Genomic DNA, 16,268 nt, shown 5'->3' with positions numbered 1-16,268 from the left:
AGGTAAAGTTATGTAAAGATTGAGGCAGAGTAAGGCGCGATAGGCTACCGCGCCAAATTATGTCTATTGCGCGGCCGCGCGCATCAGTCTGTCGTTAACATCGCGCCACTCGGGCGCCGTTGGTGGTGCTTCCAACAAAATCTCGGTTGCACTTGATTGGTCCAATTGATGTAAACCGTGATAAAGGCCCTGCGCATACTTGGCTTTGTCAGCACCAAGTTTAAGATCCACCAGCTCGTTGTTTGCTGAATTCTCACAGATCATTCGCTCAATTTGCGATGAATAATACAACACACCGGTATTTGCTTCGCACTGGCCGCTTAGGCGAGCAACTAACTCTTCCGTTGACAACAGGGTAAGCGGTTTGCTTGGTTGATAATGGGCTTTTACGTTACCTGGGACGGCTACAGTGTGTACATCAGGCTCATCCACTTCAATATTGAGCACCGCTTCAAGTGCAGCTTTAGTAATAGGGCCTGCTCGCAAGATCCTCGGTGTTGCTGAAGATATATCGACAATCGTAGACTCAAGTCCCACTTCACAAGGACCGCCGTCTAACACAGCCGCTATTTTGCCGGACAATCCAAACAACACTTGCTCGGCGGTGGTTGGACTAATTTTTTTGTAAGGGTTGGCTGAAGGCGCAGCAAGTCCAGAGTTAATACGCCGCAATAATGCTAGCATTGCAGGATGATTTGGCACACGAATACCCACGGTTGGGTGGCCGCCTGTGACTACATCGCTCACATGTGCTTGCTTTTTGGCAACGATCGTCAGTGGCCCCGGCCAAAACGCATCAGCTAAGGCATCAAAATAGTCTGGCAATGTTTCCACCCACTCAGTGACCAAAGACTTGTCAGCGAGGTGTACGATTAGCGGGTGATCAGCTGGGCGTCCTTTTGCTACAAAGATTTTTTTTACCGCATCGGGTTGCCTTGCATCTGCTGCTAAGCCATAAACGGTTTCTGTAGGAACCGCAACAAGATGACCGTCACGTGCAAGTTCAGCCGCTTGCGCCACTGCGCTTGGATCAGTTGCCAATAAATGTAAGGTTGTTAAGCTCGCTTCGCCCACGTGTCTTTCTCGCTGTAAAAAATGGACGCGAATTATAACCAATTTAAAACGCAAAGAGCCAGTATTACTGGCTCCAGCGTATAAGCAAACGTCAGGATCGGTTTGCGTTATTCAACGCTTGCGACCATTACGGTTTTCACGTTAACAAACTCTTTGATCCCAAAACCACCATGCTCTCTACCATAGCCACTGTCTTTAACACCACCAAACGGCAAGTTTGGTTGCGCCAGCGAATAGCCATTGATGTTCACCATGCCAGTATCAAACTCCTTGATAGCAAGTTCTGTTGCACGTTGAGTGTCTTCAGAAAAAATGCCACCACCTAAACCATAGCGTGAATCATTGGCTACCATCATCGCCTCAGCCTCATCATGCACACGAATTAGCGACGCCACAGGGCCAAATAGTTCATCATCATAAGCCGGCATACCGGGTTTAACGTCTTCCAAAATGGTGACTGGATAATAAAACCCCTGTTGCTTTGGAATTTCTCCACCAAGTGGACAAGTCGCTCCCGCCTTAACGGACGCTTCAACTTGTTGGTGTAATTCATCACGTAAATCTTTACGCGCCATAGGACCTAAGTCGGTGTCTGCTGCGGTTGGGTCTCCCACCTTAAGCTGCTTAAAGCCAGCCACAAAAGCCTCTCTAAATTGATCATAAATCTCATCAACGATAATAAAGCGCTTCGCTGCAACGCAGGTTTCACCGTTGTTGACAATACGACCTTGAATACACGCCGACACCGCTTTGTTAATATCAGCATCTGCCAGCACCACAAAGGCATCGTTACTGCCAAGCTCTAGGACAGTTTTTTTAGAAAGCTCAGCAGCTTGTTTGGCAACTTGTTTACCTACTTTATCGCTTCCGGTAAACGTAACACCGCGAATATATGGATTCTTTATCAACTCGCTGGCTGTCTCACCATCAATTAACAATGATTGATAGCAACCTTTTGGAAAACCGGCCTCTAAATACAACTCTTCAATGTATTTAGCCATGCCAAATACATTTGAGGCATGTTTCATTACCGTGGTATTGCCCGCCATCACGTTCGAAACACTGTATCTAATCACCTGATAAAGCGGAAAGTTCCAAGGTTGTATTCCTAAGATCACACCTATTGGTTGATAAGTGATAATGGCGTGTCCCTGCTCAAATACCCGATGCTCATCCTGTAATTCTTTTTCGCCATGCTCAGCGGTATATCGGCAAATTTCAGCACACAAGGAAACTTCCTGTTCACCCTGCTCCGTCACTTTGCCCATTTCCTCGGTCATCAGTGAAACTAACTTGGATTTATTTTGCTCAATTAAGTCCGCAAGCCTGTTTAGCTTTTGTGCTCTTTGCGTAAATGTGGTTTTCTTCCAAAATGAATAACAGTCATTGGCTAAGTCCACCGACTTTTGCGCCTCGTCCAAGCTCATTAACGTATATTCATTAACGGGTTGCTCTGTCGCAGGGTTAATTGTGGTTACCGTATTTGACATCATAAAGCTCCTTCAAAAATTTAACGGCATAAATCAATTTATAGATTTACAGCGATAGCCTTTGAATAAGCAAGGAAGACACCAATCTGAAAATAAAGAGTATCTCTTTGATTATTATAAATTAATTTAATTTCAGAATTTGATTTCGAAGAATTTGAAAACAGGAATTAGAAAAGGCTACACACCAAATATGAAAAGTTTGCAGAGCGAAAGGCACTTGCGCAAATAGCTGGCAGTGAAAGGTTTAGCAGAGAAAAGGGACCATCCGGTCCCTTTGTTATGTATTCTTAGTACAATGCATCTTTAGCGCTTTTGACGTTGCGCTTCTTTTTGCGCTAGCTTTTCTTCTTTACGCTTACGAATAGCATCCTGTGCTTCATGACCGATATGACCTTCGCCGCGTAGCTTCGCCAGTTCAATTTGCTTTTGACGCTCAGCAAATCGTGCAACTTGCTCTTCTGTTAAGTCTTTGTGGCAGTGGTGACAAGACACCCCTTCCATATATTCTTCAAGTTGTTTCTCTGCTTCCGTGATTGGCATACGACAAGCATGGCATTGATCATAAGATCCTTTGTTTAAATCATGATCGACAGCAACGCGGTTATCAAACACAAAGCACTCGCCTTCCCACATGGTTTCTTCTTTTGGCACGTCTTCTAAGTATTTTAGAATGCCGCCTTCCAAGTGATAAACCTCTTCGAAGCCTTGCTCTTTCATATACGCTGTCGATTTTTCACAGCGGATCCCGCCAGTACAGAACATCGCCACTTTTTTGTGTTTTTCTGGGTTTAAGTTATTTTGCGCCCACTCTGGGAATTCACGGAAAGTCTTGGTTTTAGGATCGATGGCATTTTTGAATGTACCGATCTCGATTTCATAGTCGTTACGCGTATCAACGAGTACAACGTCAGGGTCTGAAATCAATGCATTCCAATCTTGTGGTTTTACGTACGTACCAACCACCTCTTTAGGGTCTATACCTTGTACACCCATGGTCACGATTTCTTTCTTAAGCTTTACTTTAGTGCGGTAGAAAGGGCAAGTTTCATCGAACGACTCTTTATAAACGATGTTATCAAGGCCTGGTTGTTTGTCTAACCATGCAAGTAGCGCATCAATGCCTTCACGTTTACCGGCAACGGTACCATTGATACCTTCTTCTGCAAGTAATAACGTACCGCGAACTTCATTCGCTTCCATCACATCGTGAAGTGGCTGTCTTATCTCTTGGTAGTTAGGTAAAGAGACAAACTTGTACATAGCACAAACAACGTATTGTTCTGACATTGTATTTTCCTAGATTTAAGCTTTGATTAGCTTACACATTAAGTATGACGATGTGTAAAGCACGAAAACCGAGTCGCAAACCCGGCGCTGAGGCGCGTATTTTACGGATTTTTGATTAAAATGCAAAAAACACAAATTCTATATCCGATAGCGTCTATGCTTTGGTATAATCTCGTGTTTTTAAAATTCAAGACTTGGAGAAATTGACTTGAGATTCACTGAACTTGGGATAGATACGCGCCTAGAACAACAACTGGCTCACCAAGGGATCACGGAACCGACCGAGATCCAAGCGCATGCCATCCCAACGGCTCTAGCTGGCCACGATGTTTTTGCGCAGTCTAAAACAGGCTCTGGCAAAACCCTAGCCTTCTTGCTGCCTGCCGTACAGCGTGTAATGAAACAAAAAGCGCTAAGCAAACGCGATCCTCGCGTTGTTATCGTAGCCCCAACTCGTGAACTCGCGACTCAAGTGTTCTCTGAGTGTCGTGCACTGTGTGCTGGCACTAATATTCAAGTCTGTAAGATTTTGGGTGGTGAAAACTACAATGATCAGGTAAAAGCGCTACGCCGCGACCCACATTTTGTGGTGGGTACTCCTGGTCGTATTGCCGATCACGTTGAAAATCGCTCATTATTTTTAGGTGGTCTTGAGCTGCTTATTTTTGATGAAGCAGATCGTATGTTTGACCTTGGCTTTGAAAAACAGTTAGACGTCATTAATGACTCTGCAGATCACCGCCAAAGACAAACGCTGCTATTTTCAGCTACGCTAGATCATACACAAGTAGAAGCTTCGTCACGTCAATTACTTAAATCGCCAAAGCGCATTATGTTGAGCAATGCCCATCAGCAGCATGAAGACATTAAGCAAGCGCTCTATTTTGCCGATCATTTAGATCATAAAGAAGCACTGCTTAAACACTTCATCACACAGGATGACGTAGGACAGTGCATTATCTTTACCGCAACCCGTGGCGACACAGACAGATTAAGCAAACTGCTAAATGAGATGTCGATTAAAGCGGTATCGTTGTCGGGCGATATGCCGCAAAATAAGCGGTTAGACATTATGGAAAGCTTCAGCCGTGGGATTTATAAAGTGCTTGTTACCACAGACGTTGCCTCTCGTGGTCTCGATTTGCTCTCTGTTACTCATGTTATGAATTTTGACTTGCCTAAGCAGGCAGAAGAATATGTCCACCGTATCGGTCGTACAGGACGTGCCGGGTTTAAAGGCACTGCGGTTTCATTTGTTGGTCCTAAAGATTGGGATAGCTATGTGGCAATCAAAAACTATCTTGATGAGCCACTACGTTTTGAAGAAGTCTCTGGTCTTGTTGGTAAATTCAAAGGACTTAAGCAAAAACCACAGCAGAGTAAAAATCGCCCTGCTGCGTCTACACCAAAGCAAACAAGTAAACCTAAGAAAAAGCCGGTGAAAAAATCACAACCGAGAAAAGTGGTCCCGCCACCGATTGATATTGATGGTACTATGCCGATGCGTCGTAAACCAAAACCACAAACTGACGAGGAATAACCATGTTAGGTCAAATCAAAATGTTAACCATTGAAGAGCTTACCGCGGAAGGCGCTTATTTAAACGGTGGTGAGCTTGGTGATGTGTTTCTTCCTCGAACAGAAGTGCCAAAGCATACCGAGGAAGGGGATTCTGTCGAAGTATTTATCTATTTAGATAACTTGGGACACGCAACGGCAACAACCAAAAAGCCACTTGCACAAGTCGGCGAATTTGCCCTGCTTCGCGTAAAAGAGATCAATAAGGTTGGTGCTTTTATGGATTTGGGCATAGATAAAGACGTGCTTGCCCCATACAATGAACAAAAACCAAAAATGCGCGATGGTTACAGCTATTTGGTTAGGCTTTACCTAGACAACGCCAGTAAGCGTATTTGTGCGTCTAGTGCGCTGGGTAAGTTTTTAGGTAAATCAAAAGCCGAGTACGAAAAGTTCGAAGAAGTAGACCTAATCGTCGCGGCAAAAACCGATCTTGGCTATAAAGTGATCGTCAATGAAAAACATTTTGGATTGGTCTTTTTCAATGATGTATTTAAGCGCATGTATATCGGTCAGCGCATGAAAGGCTTTGTAAAAGCGGTTCATGACGAAGATAAGATTGATATCGTGTTAGAAAAGCCAGGTATTGGTAAAGTTAAAGACCTTGCAGAAATCATTTATAGCAAGCTCGAAGAAAGTGGCGGTTATTTACCGCTGGGCGATAAGTCAGATCCTGACGCCATCAAGCGTACTTTCTCTACCTCTAAAGCTAACTTTAAAAAAGCCATCGGTGGTTTATTCAAAGATGGCCGAATTGATATCGAAGCGACTTCTATTTCAATTCGCAAGTCTTAAGCACAAGCAAGTCTCAACCTGAGGCTTGCTTGTTACATTACACTTACTTCAAGCATATCACGCCATTTATCTACCGCTTTTAATCCAAGTTCAAACCCCAGTTTATAATCAGACTTTAAGGTCTCAGGGCTGGAGCCTAAAACCATGGATCCCAGCGGTCTATTGGGCGCTATTTGAATGACGTCAACATCTTCTGGTGGTGAATTCATAAAGTTAACCGCATCGGCATAACGACTTTGATAGTGATGATACATTTCAAACATTCGAGGAGATTGATTAACCCGCCGCATGATTGGCTTTAAGCGCTCAAGCACTGGCATTTTGCCATCGTCATGTGCCTCAATGGTTCTGATCACCCAAATCGTCTTTGCCCCTTGACTGTGTGCCCAGCGCACGGGTAAAGGATCGGCCACGCCACCATCCATCATTCCGTGACCCGCAACTTTAACGCCTGGACGATATAAAAAAGGGATTGCACTAGAAGCCTTTAAATGGGTAAACATGTTATCGTGCCACGTATGCAAATAATGTGGCTCAAGCGAGTCTAAGTGACTTGCAACCGCATAAAAGTTACTTTCCGGCGTGAGGTGGTTAGGCTCAGTTGGAAACCGTACTTTGCCGCTGTGCTCTACTTGTTGAAAATACCAATCCAAGTCAATGACATTACCACCGGTAAAAAATCGCGCGGGACGGAAAAACTGCTGCTCCGTTGTAAGTGATTCGATAGCAGTTTGCGCATATTGACTGGCGCGAGCGCAATAAGCTGCGAGGTTTTGTGCGCCCGCTGAGACACCTACTTTTAAATCAAAAGGCGTAAATTTTTTCTCAAGAAAAGCATCAAGCACGCCCGCTGTAAAAATGCCTTTTTGACCTCCGCCCTCAGCGATAATCGCAGAGCGTATGTTAGTTGTCATGTGGTGCTCTTTTTATTATATAAACCTGTACGCATCTTATTTTACTGTGGGCAAAAACCGTTAAATTCAAGCTTTCATAACACTTAACAATAAAAATGCCCTGCTGAACGGAAAAGTTCAAGCAAGGCATTCGTAATATACACAGCGTGATTAATATATGGTTAGAGTTTGCTTACGGAACTCTCTACCGGCCGTTTTAAAAAGCTGACTAATAGCGCGGGTAAAATGGTGAGTGTGACGATAGTTGCCATAGCAATACCACAAAGCACTATCATGCCAACGCCTCGATAAAGCTCAGATCCTTCTCCTGGAATAAACACCAATGGCGCAAGACCGCATAGGGTTGTCATCGTTGACATCACAATCGGTTTTAATCGCGTTTGTAGTGCTGAGATCACCGCCTCGTAAACACTCATCGCGGTACTCTCAAGGTTTCTTCGGCTTTGATCGACAATCAGAATAGGGTTATTAACCACAGTCCCTAACAAGATTAAAAAGCCAAGCATGGTTATCATGTCAAAAGGCTGGTGGAAAGTGCCTGTTATGCTACCAATGCCATTAATAGCAATTAGTCCAAGTAAGCCTCCAGCCATGCCAAGCGGCACTGTTGCCATAATAAATAGCGGATAGCCCCAATGCTTGAAGATTGCGACAAGTAATAAGTAACACAGCGCTAATGCAACGATAAAATTACTGCCCAGCGCTTCTTTGGTTTTGTCTAGTTGATCGGCAGCACCACCGATACTCACATTGACACCAGGAAGCAGATCGCCCTGCCGCTGAAGCTGCGGTAATAATTCCGTTCTTACTAATTCCTGCGCTTCCTCTAGCGCAACATTTCTTGGTGGAATAATATATACAGTCACGGTTCTACGACCATCAACTCGACGCAAACTATCACTGTCTGCTTTTTCTCGTAGATCGGCCAAAGCGCTCAGCGGGATCAGCCCAGCTTTGGTCACAACCGGAGATTGCGCTAATTGCGAAAGACTTTGCTGATTACCCGACTCAGAAAATAAAAAGACGTCTACTTTATCATCGTCTAAGATCAACTCGTCAACATAGGCGCCGTCACTCAAGGCTGCGACCGTATAGCCGAGTTCGTCGGCACTCATATCCACTTCAGCCAACCGTTGCCACCTTGGTTGGATTTCTATTAGCGGTTGGTCGAGTGTCAGAGAAGATGGTGCAGAATCCACTTGTGGATTATCAAAGACTTCCCCCGCTAACCGATACACTGCATCTGCTGCCCGATAGAGCGCCGTTTGATCTGTACCGCTGATATCCAAAGCCACCGCTCTTGAACCGCCATCATTACTTGAGATAATCGAGCCTCGTGAAGAAAATGCGCGCATTCCTGGGTAGCTTCTAAACTTGGTCGTGATTGCCTCCATCATTTCATCGATGTATTCACGGTTGTATGGTTCACTTAATAGCCAAATGCTACCAACACCAACAGACATCGAATAATACTTTAAAGGTGGCAACGACGTGTTACCCGATACAAAATCGCTGTCATCGTTTTCCAAATGCTTGTTTAAATAAGGAAGTAGTTCATCACCAATTTTTTGCATATGGCTGAGGTTATAGCCCGGAGGCGCTATCATCATAGAGAACGCTTTTGGCTCCTCTCCCTCCGGCAAATATTCGGCTTTAGGCATAAATAACCACGCCCCACCGAGTAACAACACACTACCGAATACAATACACACTATGCGAGCACGTGGACTTGATAACATCGCCGGAATAAACGTTGGCAGTTTAGGCGTAGACAACATGCCACTGGAGATCTCCTTACAGGCAAAATTTGCATTTGCCGCAGGCACCACAAACAAGGCCACCAACATAGAAGCGATGATTGCAGCAGAAATCGCAATTGCGACGTCGGAATAAAGCTGCCCGGCTTCTTGCTGAATAAACAAAATAGGTGCGAATACCAACACTGTGGTCAGGGTTGAAGCAAGCACCGCAGGCCATACCTCTTGAACACCGGTAATAGCAGCTTGAAGTTTATCGAGACCTCGGCGTCTGGCTTGCTCTATGTTCTCAAGTACAACAATGGTGTTATCAACCGTCATGCCAATGGCGAACGCAACGCCGGCGAGGGAAATCACGTTGATCGTTCTGTCAAATAACAACAGACCCAAAAATGCCGCGATGGTACAAATTGGAACGCCCATCACACCAATAAAGGTCGAGCGTGGGCTCTTTAAAAACCAAAACATCACCAGAGTCGCAAGCACCGCACCTAGCGCTAAATTCGTCCAAACATTTTCAACAGATCCTTTAACGTAACGAACATCATCGCTCAATAGCGTCAGTTGTAGTCCATTACTTGCGAGCATGTCACGGTTGATGCGAGCCACTACCTCCATCATTTCTTCTTTAATCGCCATCACGTTAGAACCGCTTTCCCGTCTCACCGAGAGCATTAAGGCTCGCTCGCCATTGTTATAGGCAATGTCGCGCACTTCATAATGATCAAGCTTTACCTGAGCGATGTCTTTGAGCTTAATTGTGGTGCCCGCACGGTGACTGACTACCAGCTCTTCTAGCGCTTTAGCTGACTCAAAGCGGCCGACCATACGCAGTAAATAACGGCGTTTCCCACTGTCTATATCGCCAGCAGAGGCATCTTGGTTACGACTGCGTATTGCATTTCTAACGTCAACTAGGCTAATTCCACGGCTCGCCAATTGTTCTTGATCTACCAAAATTTGTACTTGATAGAGTGCACCACCACGCACACCAACCTGAGATACTCCACTGACTCTTTCCATTTCTGGACGAATAAAGTCTTCGGCATAATCGCGAAGCATATCAATATCAAGATTGAGTGGATTTCCCGGTTGCGGCTTTAGATTAAAAAACATAAAGGCATTGCTCGAAAACGCGCTGCTATATAACACCGGCTGGTCAACGTTTTCAGGATAATTTGGTACTTGAGATAACGCGTTGCTCACGTTTATGAGCGCTTCGTTGACGTCGACACCAAATGGAAACTCAAGCTCTATCTCTGCCTCACCAGTATTGGCATAACTTGACATGCGAGTTAGATTCGCAAGTGAACGAAGATACCTTTCTTGCTCTATAAGTATTTCTTTTTCAACATCTTGTGGCGTGGCACCGGGCCAATTGGTCACCACAGTGATGGTTCTTACTTCAAGATCTGGGATCATTTGCACCGGAATTTTAAACGCGGCAACAATACCCAATATCGAACAGATCAATACCGTTACTGCAACTAAAATGGCGTGATTTACACTGGCTCTTAACATCACCCGCTCCTATAAACCCGGTACAATGTTTAATGCCTGGCCTTCTTGCAATAACTCATTGCCTTCAACCACCACTTGTTGCCCTAACTCTAAGCCAGATAAAACTTCAATATGACCATTAATTCGCTCACCAATTTGAACGTTTAACCGCTTTGCTTGACCGTCAACGGCCACAAAGACACTGAACCCACCGTCGGGATGACGCAAAATCGCATCGCTAGGAATAATCACGCTGTGGTCTTGTGCTCGAATTAGCGGCAGTTTTGCCGTAGCCGATGCACCGACACGCAACTGCGCATCTTTTGGAATTGCCAATCTTAATAGAAACGAGCGACTGGTTTTGTCAACGACAGGAAGTTTTGCCAATACATGAGCTTGATGCTGCACGCTTGGTGCGCTTGCGACACTAAAATTAACGACACGGCCGAGATTAATAAGCTGAAAGTATTCTTGTGGCACTCGCAAATCGAGCCACAAAACATCACTACTCACTAATTCAAACACCGTTTGTCCACGCGTCACCCACTCACCTAAATTAACCGTGCGCCTTGCTATCACCCCCGTAAAAGGCGCTTTTAATTGATGGCGGTTAACGAGCTCTCGCTGATAAGCTATCTTAGCTTGTGCTTCTAAAAGAGTGGCTTCTGATGCTTGTAACTTAGCCTCTCTGTCAGCAAGCTCAGTTTGCGCAAATAATTTTTGCTGCGACAGAGACTGTGCTTCTTTTACCAACCTTATCGCATTGTTGCGATCGACCTTGGCGCGCTCAAGTGCAGCTTCTACACTTTTCAGCTCAGCTTTTACTAAAGCGGCATCGAGACTCAGCAGTGCAGCATTTGCTTCAACAATATCACCAGCTTCAGCTGAGATCTTAGTTACTACACCATCGGTTAAACTTGACACTTGTGCGTGTTGTGCTGCACTAATTGAGCCCGTTAAAGACAATGTTCGTTCAAGCTGTTGTTGCTTTACATCAGTGACCACAACATTGACCGCTGCAGCATAAAGGTTAAAGGATAAAAGAGAGAGTATTAAGCAAACGCATTTCATGTAGTTTGTTCCAAAGTTAAAAACACTATTCCTTTCAGTAAACACTATGCAATAGCACCTACTGATCTCGACCAAGCATTGCAGCTGGCGAGTTTATGTCACTATAACGCCGACACACTAACACAAATAAAAATCATTACCATCCAAGCTAGGTAAATGACCTCAAAAGTGTAGTTTGTGAAATAATGAATGAACAAAGAATATACAGGAATAACGCTTAGAATAAAGTAGACATAAACGTCGCTATGCCTACTTTAAAGAGGGTCAATTACATTGATTTAATTTAACAATACAAGTGAAGTAACATTGCGAACACCGGGATGACTCATATAGTCATTTTTAATCCCTTCAACTCTCAGTGATTTACCAATCAAGCTCGGGTTAAGCTTGGGACTAAATACATCGCGCTGAGCTGCTTCCAACTTAATATATAGCTTGTTGCCAGCAACTGTTGGGTCGCTTAATTCAAGCGCATAGATATCGTTTACAGCAGCTGTGATTTTGCCACTGACTACCACTGCCGAGCCATTATTTAGCGCTAATACCTCAGCAACACTCATATCACTAGATGGCTCTGTCGTTGTACCAACGGTTTGTATCTCACTTACTTCTCGTATCCCCGGTGCACTCATATACGATGAGCGAACACCTTTGATAACTAAAGTAGAATCAAGAATGGATGGATTAAGCTGCGGACTAAATGCAGCACGCTGGTGACTTTCAAGTTTAACATTTATCGTATGAGTTGGATTTTGGCTGTCCTCAAGTACTAAAGCATAGATATCATTAAGTGCAGATTTGACACGCCCAACAAGCTCGATTTCATTGCCCTCGGCGGTTGCAAGCGCCTGCTCAACCGACAATGCCACTGGTGCAATCTGAATATCGCTTACATAACGAATACCAGCCTCACCCATATAGCTGTCTCGAGTACCAGTCACTATGACTGATTGACCAAGGATCTCAGGATTGAGTTGCGGGTTAAAGTCACTGCGTTGAGCAGATTCAAGCTTTACGTTGATACTTAACGATGCGTTGGCAGTATCTGTGAGTAATAGGCCATAGATACCGTTTACTTCGGCTGTCACTTTACCTAACACCGCAAATTTAGACCCAGCTGAAGCAGCAAGTGCCTGTGCTACAGAAATCGCGCCATCAGGAGTTGGCTCTGGATCGGGATTAGGATCTGGGTTGGTTTGCCCTGAACCATAAGGCGCATTGAAAGAGTTATTTTTATAGCTATCTGTATTCCATGCATCAAAACCCGATGCAGGTGTCCCCCATGGTTGACCATTGTTTGGATCAGACATTTCTTGCGGCGCCATTGGCACTGGTGTTACTTCACCGCTTGCATGACCGTTAGTACCATCAAAGTACTGATACGACTCAGGCGTTGCTAGCCAATTGATGATGTTGACCGAAAGTACAGCCGCATTACCACTGTCTGTCCAGCCGGGGTACGTCTTTTTACTATTGCCATTATCCTGACGCTTGTACTTAGGCGTAGCGTCTTCAATTGGAGAAGAATCACCAATAAATGCGGCTTTGCCTAACCCAGCTTTTGAGATAGCAACATACGGGCCTTCATTTCTACCACCAAAGTAAAGTCCATCATCTTTAGCATGACGCCATTTAGCCGGTGTATCTGAAGGTGAAAAATAAACCAAGCCCTTCGCTTTTTGTTCATCTACAATCGCAAGTGTCGCGCCTGCGGCCATCAATACAGGAGTAACTCCAAGTGTGATCCCTTCTGTTTTGCTCGCAGACTCAATACCACTTACGCCTTGCTTGTAGTCAGCGGCATTAAAGCGAAAGCGGATCCCAAAGTTTTCTGCAAGCCATCCCATGTCTGCTGATTTTGGATTACGCCAGTCACCGTACTCACCACCTAGATTATACTTGGCCAGATCTGAGCGGTTGTAGCCGTTAAAGACTTCAGTGGCATCCCACGTATTTAGATTACGATCCGCGTCATAATGATCTGCAATAAAAAATATCCCTTTTCCATCCGCAACAAACTGCAATAACGCCGCTTGCTCTGATTGAGTGAAAGGACGGTTAGTTTCTGCCAATACAAAGACATCTGCATCTTTAATCGCATCGTAGCTGATAACCGCTTCATTTTGATTGCTTTGAGAGGTGCGGTCGTCAAAGAATCTAATCTTGCCGTCATTGTTTAAATCAACACCACGATATTCTTTTACGGTATATCCTTCATTAACTAATGCATCCGCAAAGTCTGAAAACGCACCGTCAATAACCCAGTCGGCATTTCCCTCTACGCCACCGTGTGACACATCAAATAATACTGTCTTACCATTGTTGTTTGTACTTGGTGTTTTGACTGGAATGTGGTTATTCCAATCATACGGCTGCGCTGCAAATACAGAGGTGGATATAGCTGCAGCCAAAACTACGCTGCAAAGCTTGAAGTTTACTTGTTTCATTCGTCAAATCCCGTTGAAAATTATAAAAAGAAGCAATAAAAAAGCCGCCAGAATATGGCGGCGTAGTGTATTAGTTCAGCGGTTGTGTTAAATCCAGCTGATAAAGTGCAAAACCTCTTTCGTCGGTTTTGCCGGTAGGTAGAATATGATTAAATTGCTGACTGTAAGTTTCAGCATCCGCACTGGTTGAGCTAAAGAATTCAATATTGGCGCCAACCACAGGTGCAAATGACCAGTTCATATCGGCGGACGGATCAAGTCCTGCAGCACCATTTTGGTCGCTAACAAAAGTAATATAGTCAGCAACGACCTGACGGTTCTCATTTGGCGAGTCGACAACGATTTTATCTCCCTTAATATTTGGGAAATTACCGCCACCAGATGCACGATAGTTATTCGTTGCAACCAAGAATACTTGGTCGTCCTTCACCAACTCACCTTGATACTTCAATGCCTTAATGCGGTTACCGTTTGACACCTTTTCACCGTTTGCCGCGTAGCGTGCAGGCTCAGTGACATCAATTTGATACGTCACACCATCTAGTACATCATAGTTATATGAAGGAAAGTCTGGATTGATCAGCGCTTGAACGCCTTCAGTATTTGGTGTGATTTGATTGAACTGTCCTGCAGACATTTCAAGCCATTCGCGCACTTCGCTGCCCTTGAGCTTCAACACCTTAAGTACGTTCGGGTAAATGTACATATCCGCAACGTTACGATAGGCGATATCACCTGCAGGTATTGCGGTAAAGTCATCTGGCCCGCCACGCCCTGCTCTGAAAGGCGCACCCGCAGACAGAATAGGTAATCCATCAAGCTCAGTACCTTGCACGATTTTTGCTGTATACCATGCTTGTGCGTCAGTCACGATTTGGATTGAGGGATCGTCATTCACTAACGCAAAATAGCTGTTCACTGTGTTGGTAATTTTAGCAAAAGGCTCATTCACCCATGCGCGAGTTTCAGCATGCTCACGATGTACCGCTGCTTCAATTGCCGCATCGCTTTCTACCAAAGATACGGTGTTACGATTTTCATCCGTTTCATAGATAGCTTTCAGCGTCGACTGTGAGTCAACCACCACCCATTTACCTGATTTAAATTGGATATCTAGGTCAATTACACCAAGATGATTGCCCCAAAAACCAGGCATTACAGCCGCAACGCCATTGATTGTGCCTTTATCGTTATCAACACCATGTGCCGCTAAGTCTGCATAGCCCGAACCTGGGAAGTTTGCATGCGCGTGACCAAACATGATGGCGTCTATATCATCCACCTTGGACAAAGCATAAGATGCATTTTCAGCCATTGGCTTATCGGCTGACACGTCTAGGCCTGAGTGCGGAATAGCAACGACAATATCCGCGCCTTCAGCTTTCATCTTAGGTACGTAGTGTTTTGCCATTTTTACGATGTCTTTGGCGATCACTTTGCCTTCAAGATTGGCCTTATCCCATTGCATGATTTGCGGTGGAACAAACCCGATAAAGCCGACTTTAATCACCTGAAGCTTGTCATTCTCGTCAAAGAATTGCTTTTCTTGAATTAGGTAAGGCTTAAATAACGGCACATCATTTGTTTCATCTTCGTCGCCATCAACCTTAAACACGTTTGCACTAATATAGGGAAAGTTCGCATCGTCGATTGCTTCATCTAAAAACGCTAAGCCAAAGTTAAATTCATGATTACCAATATTTGCGACATCGTACTCTAGTGTGTTCATGGCCTTATAAACAGGATGAACTTCTCCCTCTTTGAGGTTTTTGATTTTCGCCATATAGTCGCCAAGCGGACTACCTTGGATCAAGTCGCCATTATCTACCAACATGGAATTTTTAACTTGGCTTCTCGCTTGATGGATTAACGCTGCGGTTTTCACGAGACCCACTTTGTCATCTTGCTTGTCTGAAAAGTAATTGTAGTTCAATACATTTGCATGCAAATCTGTGGTTTCTAGTAAACGCAAAGATACCGCAGTGCCTTCTTTTGGAATATCAGGTCCTTTCGGCACGTTTATATCAACATCGTTATCTGAATCTGAGCAACCAGTAATAATGCTTGTGGCACCGCACAGTAGTGCGATTGGAAGTAGTTTTGTTTTCATAAGTCCTTTCTTTACTTTGTTTGCATACCCGTGCGCATGCTTTTAGTTATTTCAGTAATACCAATTCACGTCTCTTCTTATTCCACTTCATAGAAGCTGAACCAAGAAGCACAGCGAGTCAGGATAAACCGTTGCGTTTTGCGTGGCGGGTGTCACTATACGAGGGAAAAAAGTCAAGAAAGCTAAGCTTTTATGGCAGTTAAGTGCTAGAAATATGACGGTACTAAGTCAGGCGAAGTGAATTA

The 16,268-nt window shown here is 44.5% G+C and carries 10 protein-coding genes; 2 read left to right on the top strand and 8 right to left on the bottom strand.

Annotation, left to right across the window (positions count from 1 at the left end; all coding sequences use genetic code 11):
* Window positions 1–63: 63 nt before the first annotated feature.
* The 3 genes from CTT31_RS08775 to trhO form a co-directional block, all read right to left on the bottom strand.
* Entirely contained in the window at window positions 64–1,074 is a 1,011-nt protein-coding gene (locus CTT31_RS08775; RefSeq protein ID WP_260492376.1) for an L-threonylcarbamoyladenylate synthase, read from the bottom strand.
* A 107-nt stretch (window positions 1,075–1,181) separates the two neighbouring features.
* A complete protein-coding gene (locus tag CTT31_RS08770) occupies window positions 1,182–2,564 on the bottom strand; it encodes an NAD-dependent succinate-semialdehyde dehydrogenase (protein WP_211859992.1) in 1,383 nt (460 codons plus the stop codon).
* A 303-nt stretch (window positions 2,565–2,867) separates the two neighbouring features.
* On the bottom strand, window positions 2,868–3,851 hold the full coding sequence (gene trhO, locus CTT31_RS08765) for an oxygen-dependent tRNA uridine(34) hydroxylase TrhO (protein ID WP_095729392.1): 984 nt from the start codon (window positions 3,849–3,851) through the stop codon (window positions 2,868–2,870).
* Between the two features lie 208 nt (window positions 3,852–4,059).
* On the opposite strand from trhO, the gene CTT31_RS08760 reads away from it, so the two are divergent.
* Both CTT31_RS08760 and CTT31_RS08755 read left to right on the top strand, forming a co-directional pair.
* Window positions 4,060–5,391: a DEAD/DEAH box helicase gene (locus CTT31_RS08760; protein ID WP_260492375.1), complete on the top strand. Its 1,332-nt coding sequence runs from the start codon at window positions 4,060–4,062 to the stop codon at window positions 5,389–5,391.
* A gap of 2 nt (window positions 5,392–5,393) precedes the next feature.
* Complete coding sequence (locus CTT31_RS08755; protein ID WP_260492374.1) at window positions 5,394–6,224, top strand: CvfB family protein; 831 nt, start codon at window positions 5,394–5,396, stop codon at window positions 6,222–6,224.
* Window positions 6,225–6,256: 32 nt separating this feature from the next.
* Here CTT31_RS08755 and CTT31_RS08750 read toward each other — a convergent pair whose 3' ends face one another.
* The 5 genes from CTT31_RS08750 to CTT31_RS08730 all read right to left on the bottom strand — a co-directional run bounded on the left by CTT31_RS08750 (window position 6,257) and on the right by CTT31_RS08730 (window position 16,023).
* Window positions 6,257–7,138 carry a patatin-like phospholipase family protein gene (locus tag CTT31_RS08750; protein ID WP_260492373.1) on the bottom strand — a complete coding sequence of 294 codons (882 nt, stop codon included), beginning with the start codon at window positions 7,136–7,138 and terminating at the stop codon, window positions 6,257–6,259.
* Window positions 7,139–7,299: 161 nt separating this feature from the next.
* Window positions 7,300–10,416 (bottom strand): efflux RND transporter permease subunit, encoded by a 3,117-nt coding sequence (locus CTT31_RS08745; RefSeq protein WP_260492372.1) that lies wholly within the window; start codon window positions 10,414–10,416, stop codon window positions 7,300–7,302.
* A 9-nt stretch (window positions 10,417–10,425) separates the two neighbouring features.
* Window positions 10,426–11,466 carry an efflux RND transporter periplasmic adaptor subunit gene (locus CTT31_RS08740; protein WP_260492371.1) on the bottom strand — a complete coding sequence of 347 codons (1,041 nt, stop codon included), beginning with the start codon at window positions 11,464–11,466 and terminating at the stop codon, window positions 10,426–10,428.
* 278 nt (window positions 11,467–11,744) lie between these two features.
* Window positions 11,745–13,913 carry a DUF6359 domain-containing protein gene (locus tag CTT31_RS08735; protein WP_260492370.1) on the bottom strand — a complete coding sequence of 723 codons (2,169 nt, stop codon included), beginning with the start codon at window positions 13,911–13,913 and terminating at the stop codon, window positions 11,745–11,747.
* Window positions 13,914–13,983: 70 nt separating this feature from the next.
* Entirely contained in the window at window positions 13,984–16,023 is a 2,040-nt protein-coding gene (locus CTT31_RS08730) for a bifunctional 2',3'-cyclic-nucleotide 2'-phosphodiesterase/3'-nucleotidase (protein WP_010379103.1), read from the bottom strand.
* Window positions 16,024–16,268: the final 245 nt, after the last annotated feature.

This window comes from Pseudoalteromonas maricaloris (assembly GCF_024746855.1).
GTDB lineage: Bacteria > Pseudomonadota > Gammaproteobacteria > Enterobacterales > Alteromonadaceae > Pseudoalteromonas > Pseudoalteromonas maricaloris.
This window is presented reverse-complemented; position numbering and strand designations above follow the sequence as displayed.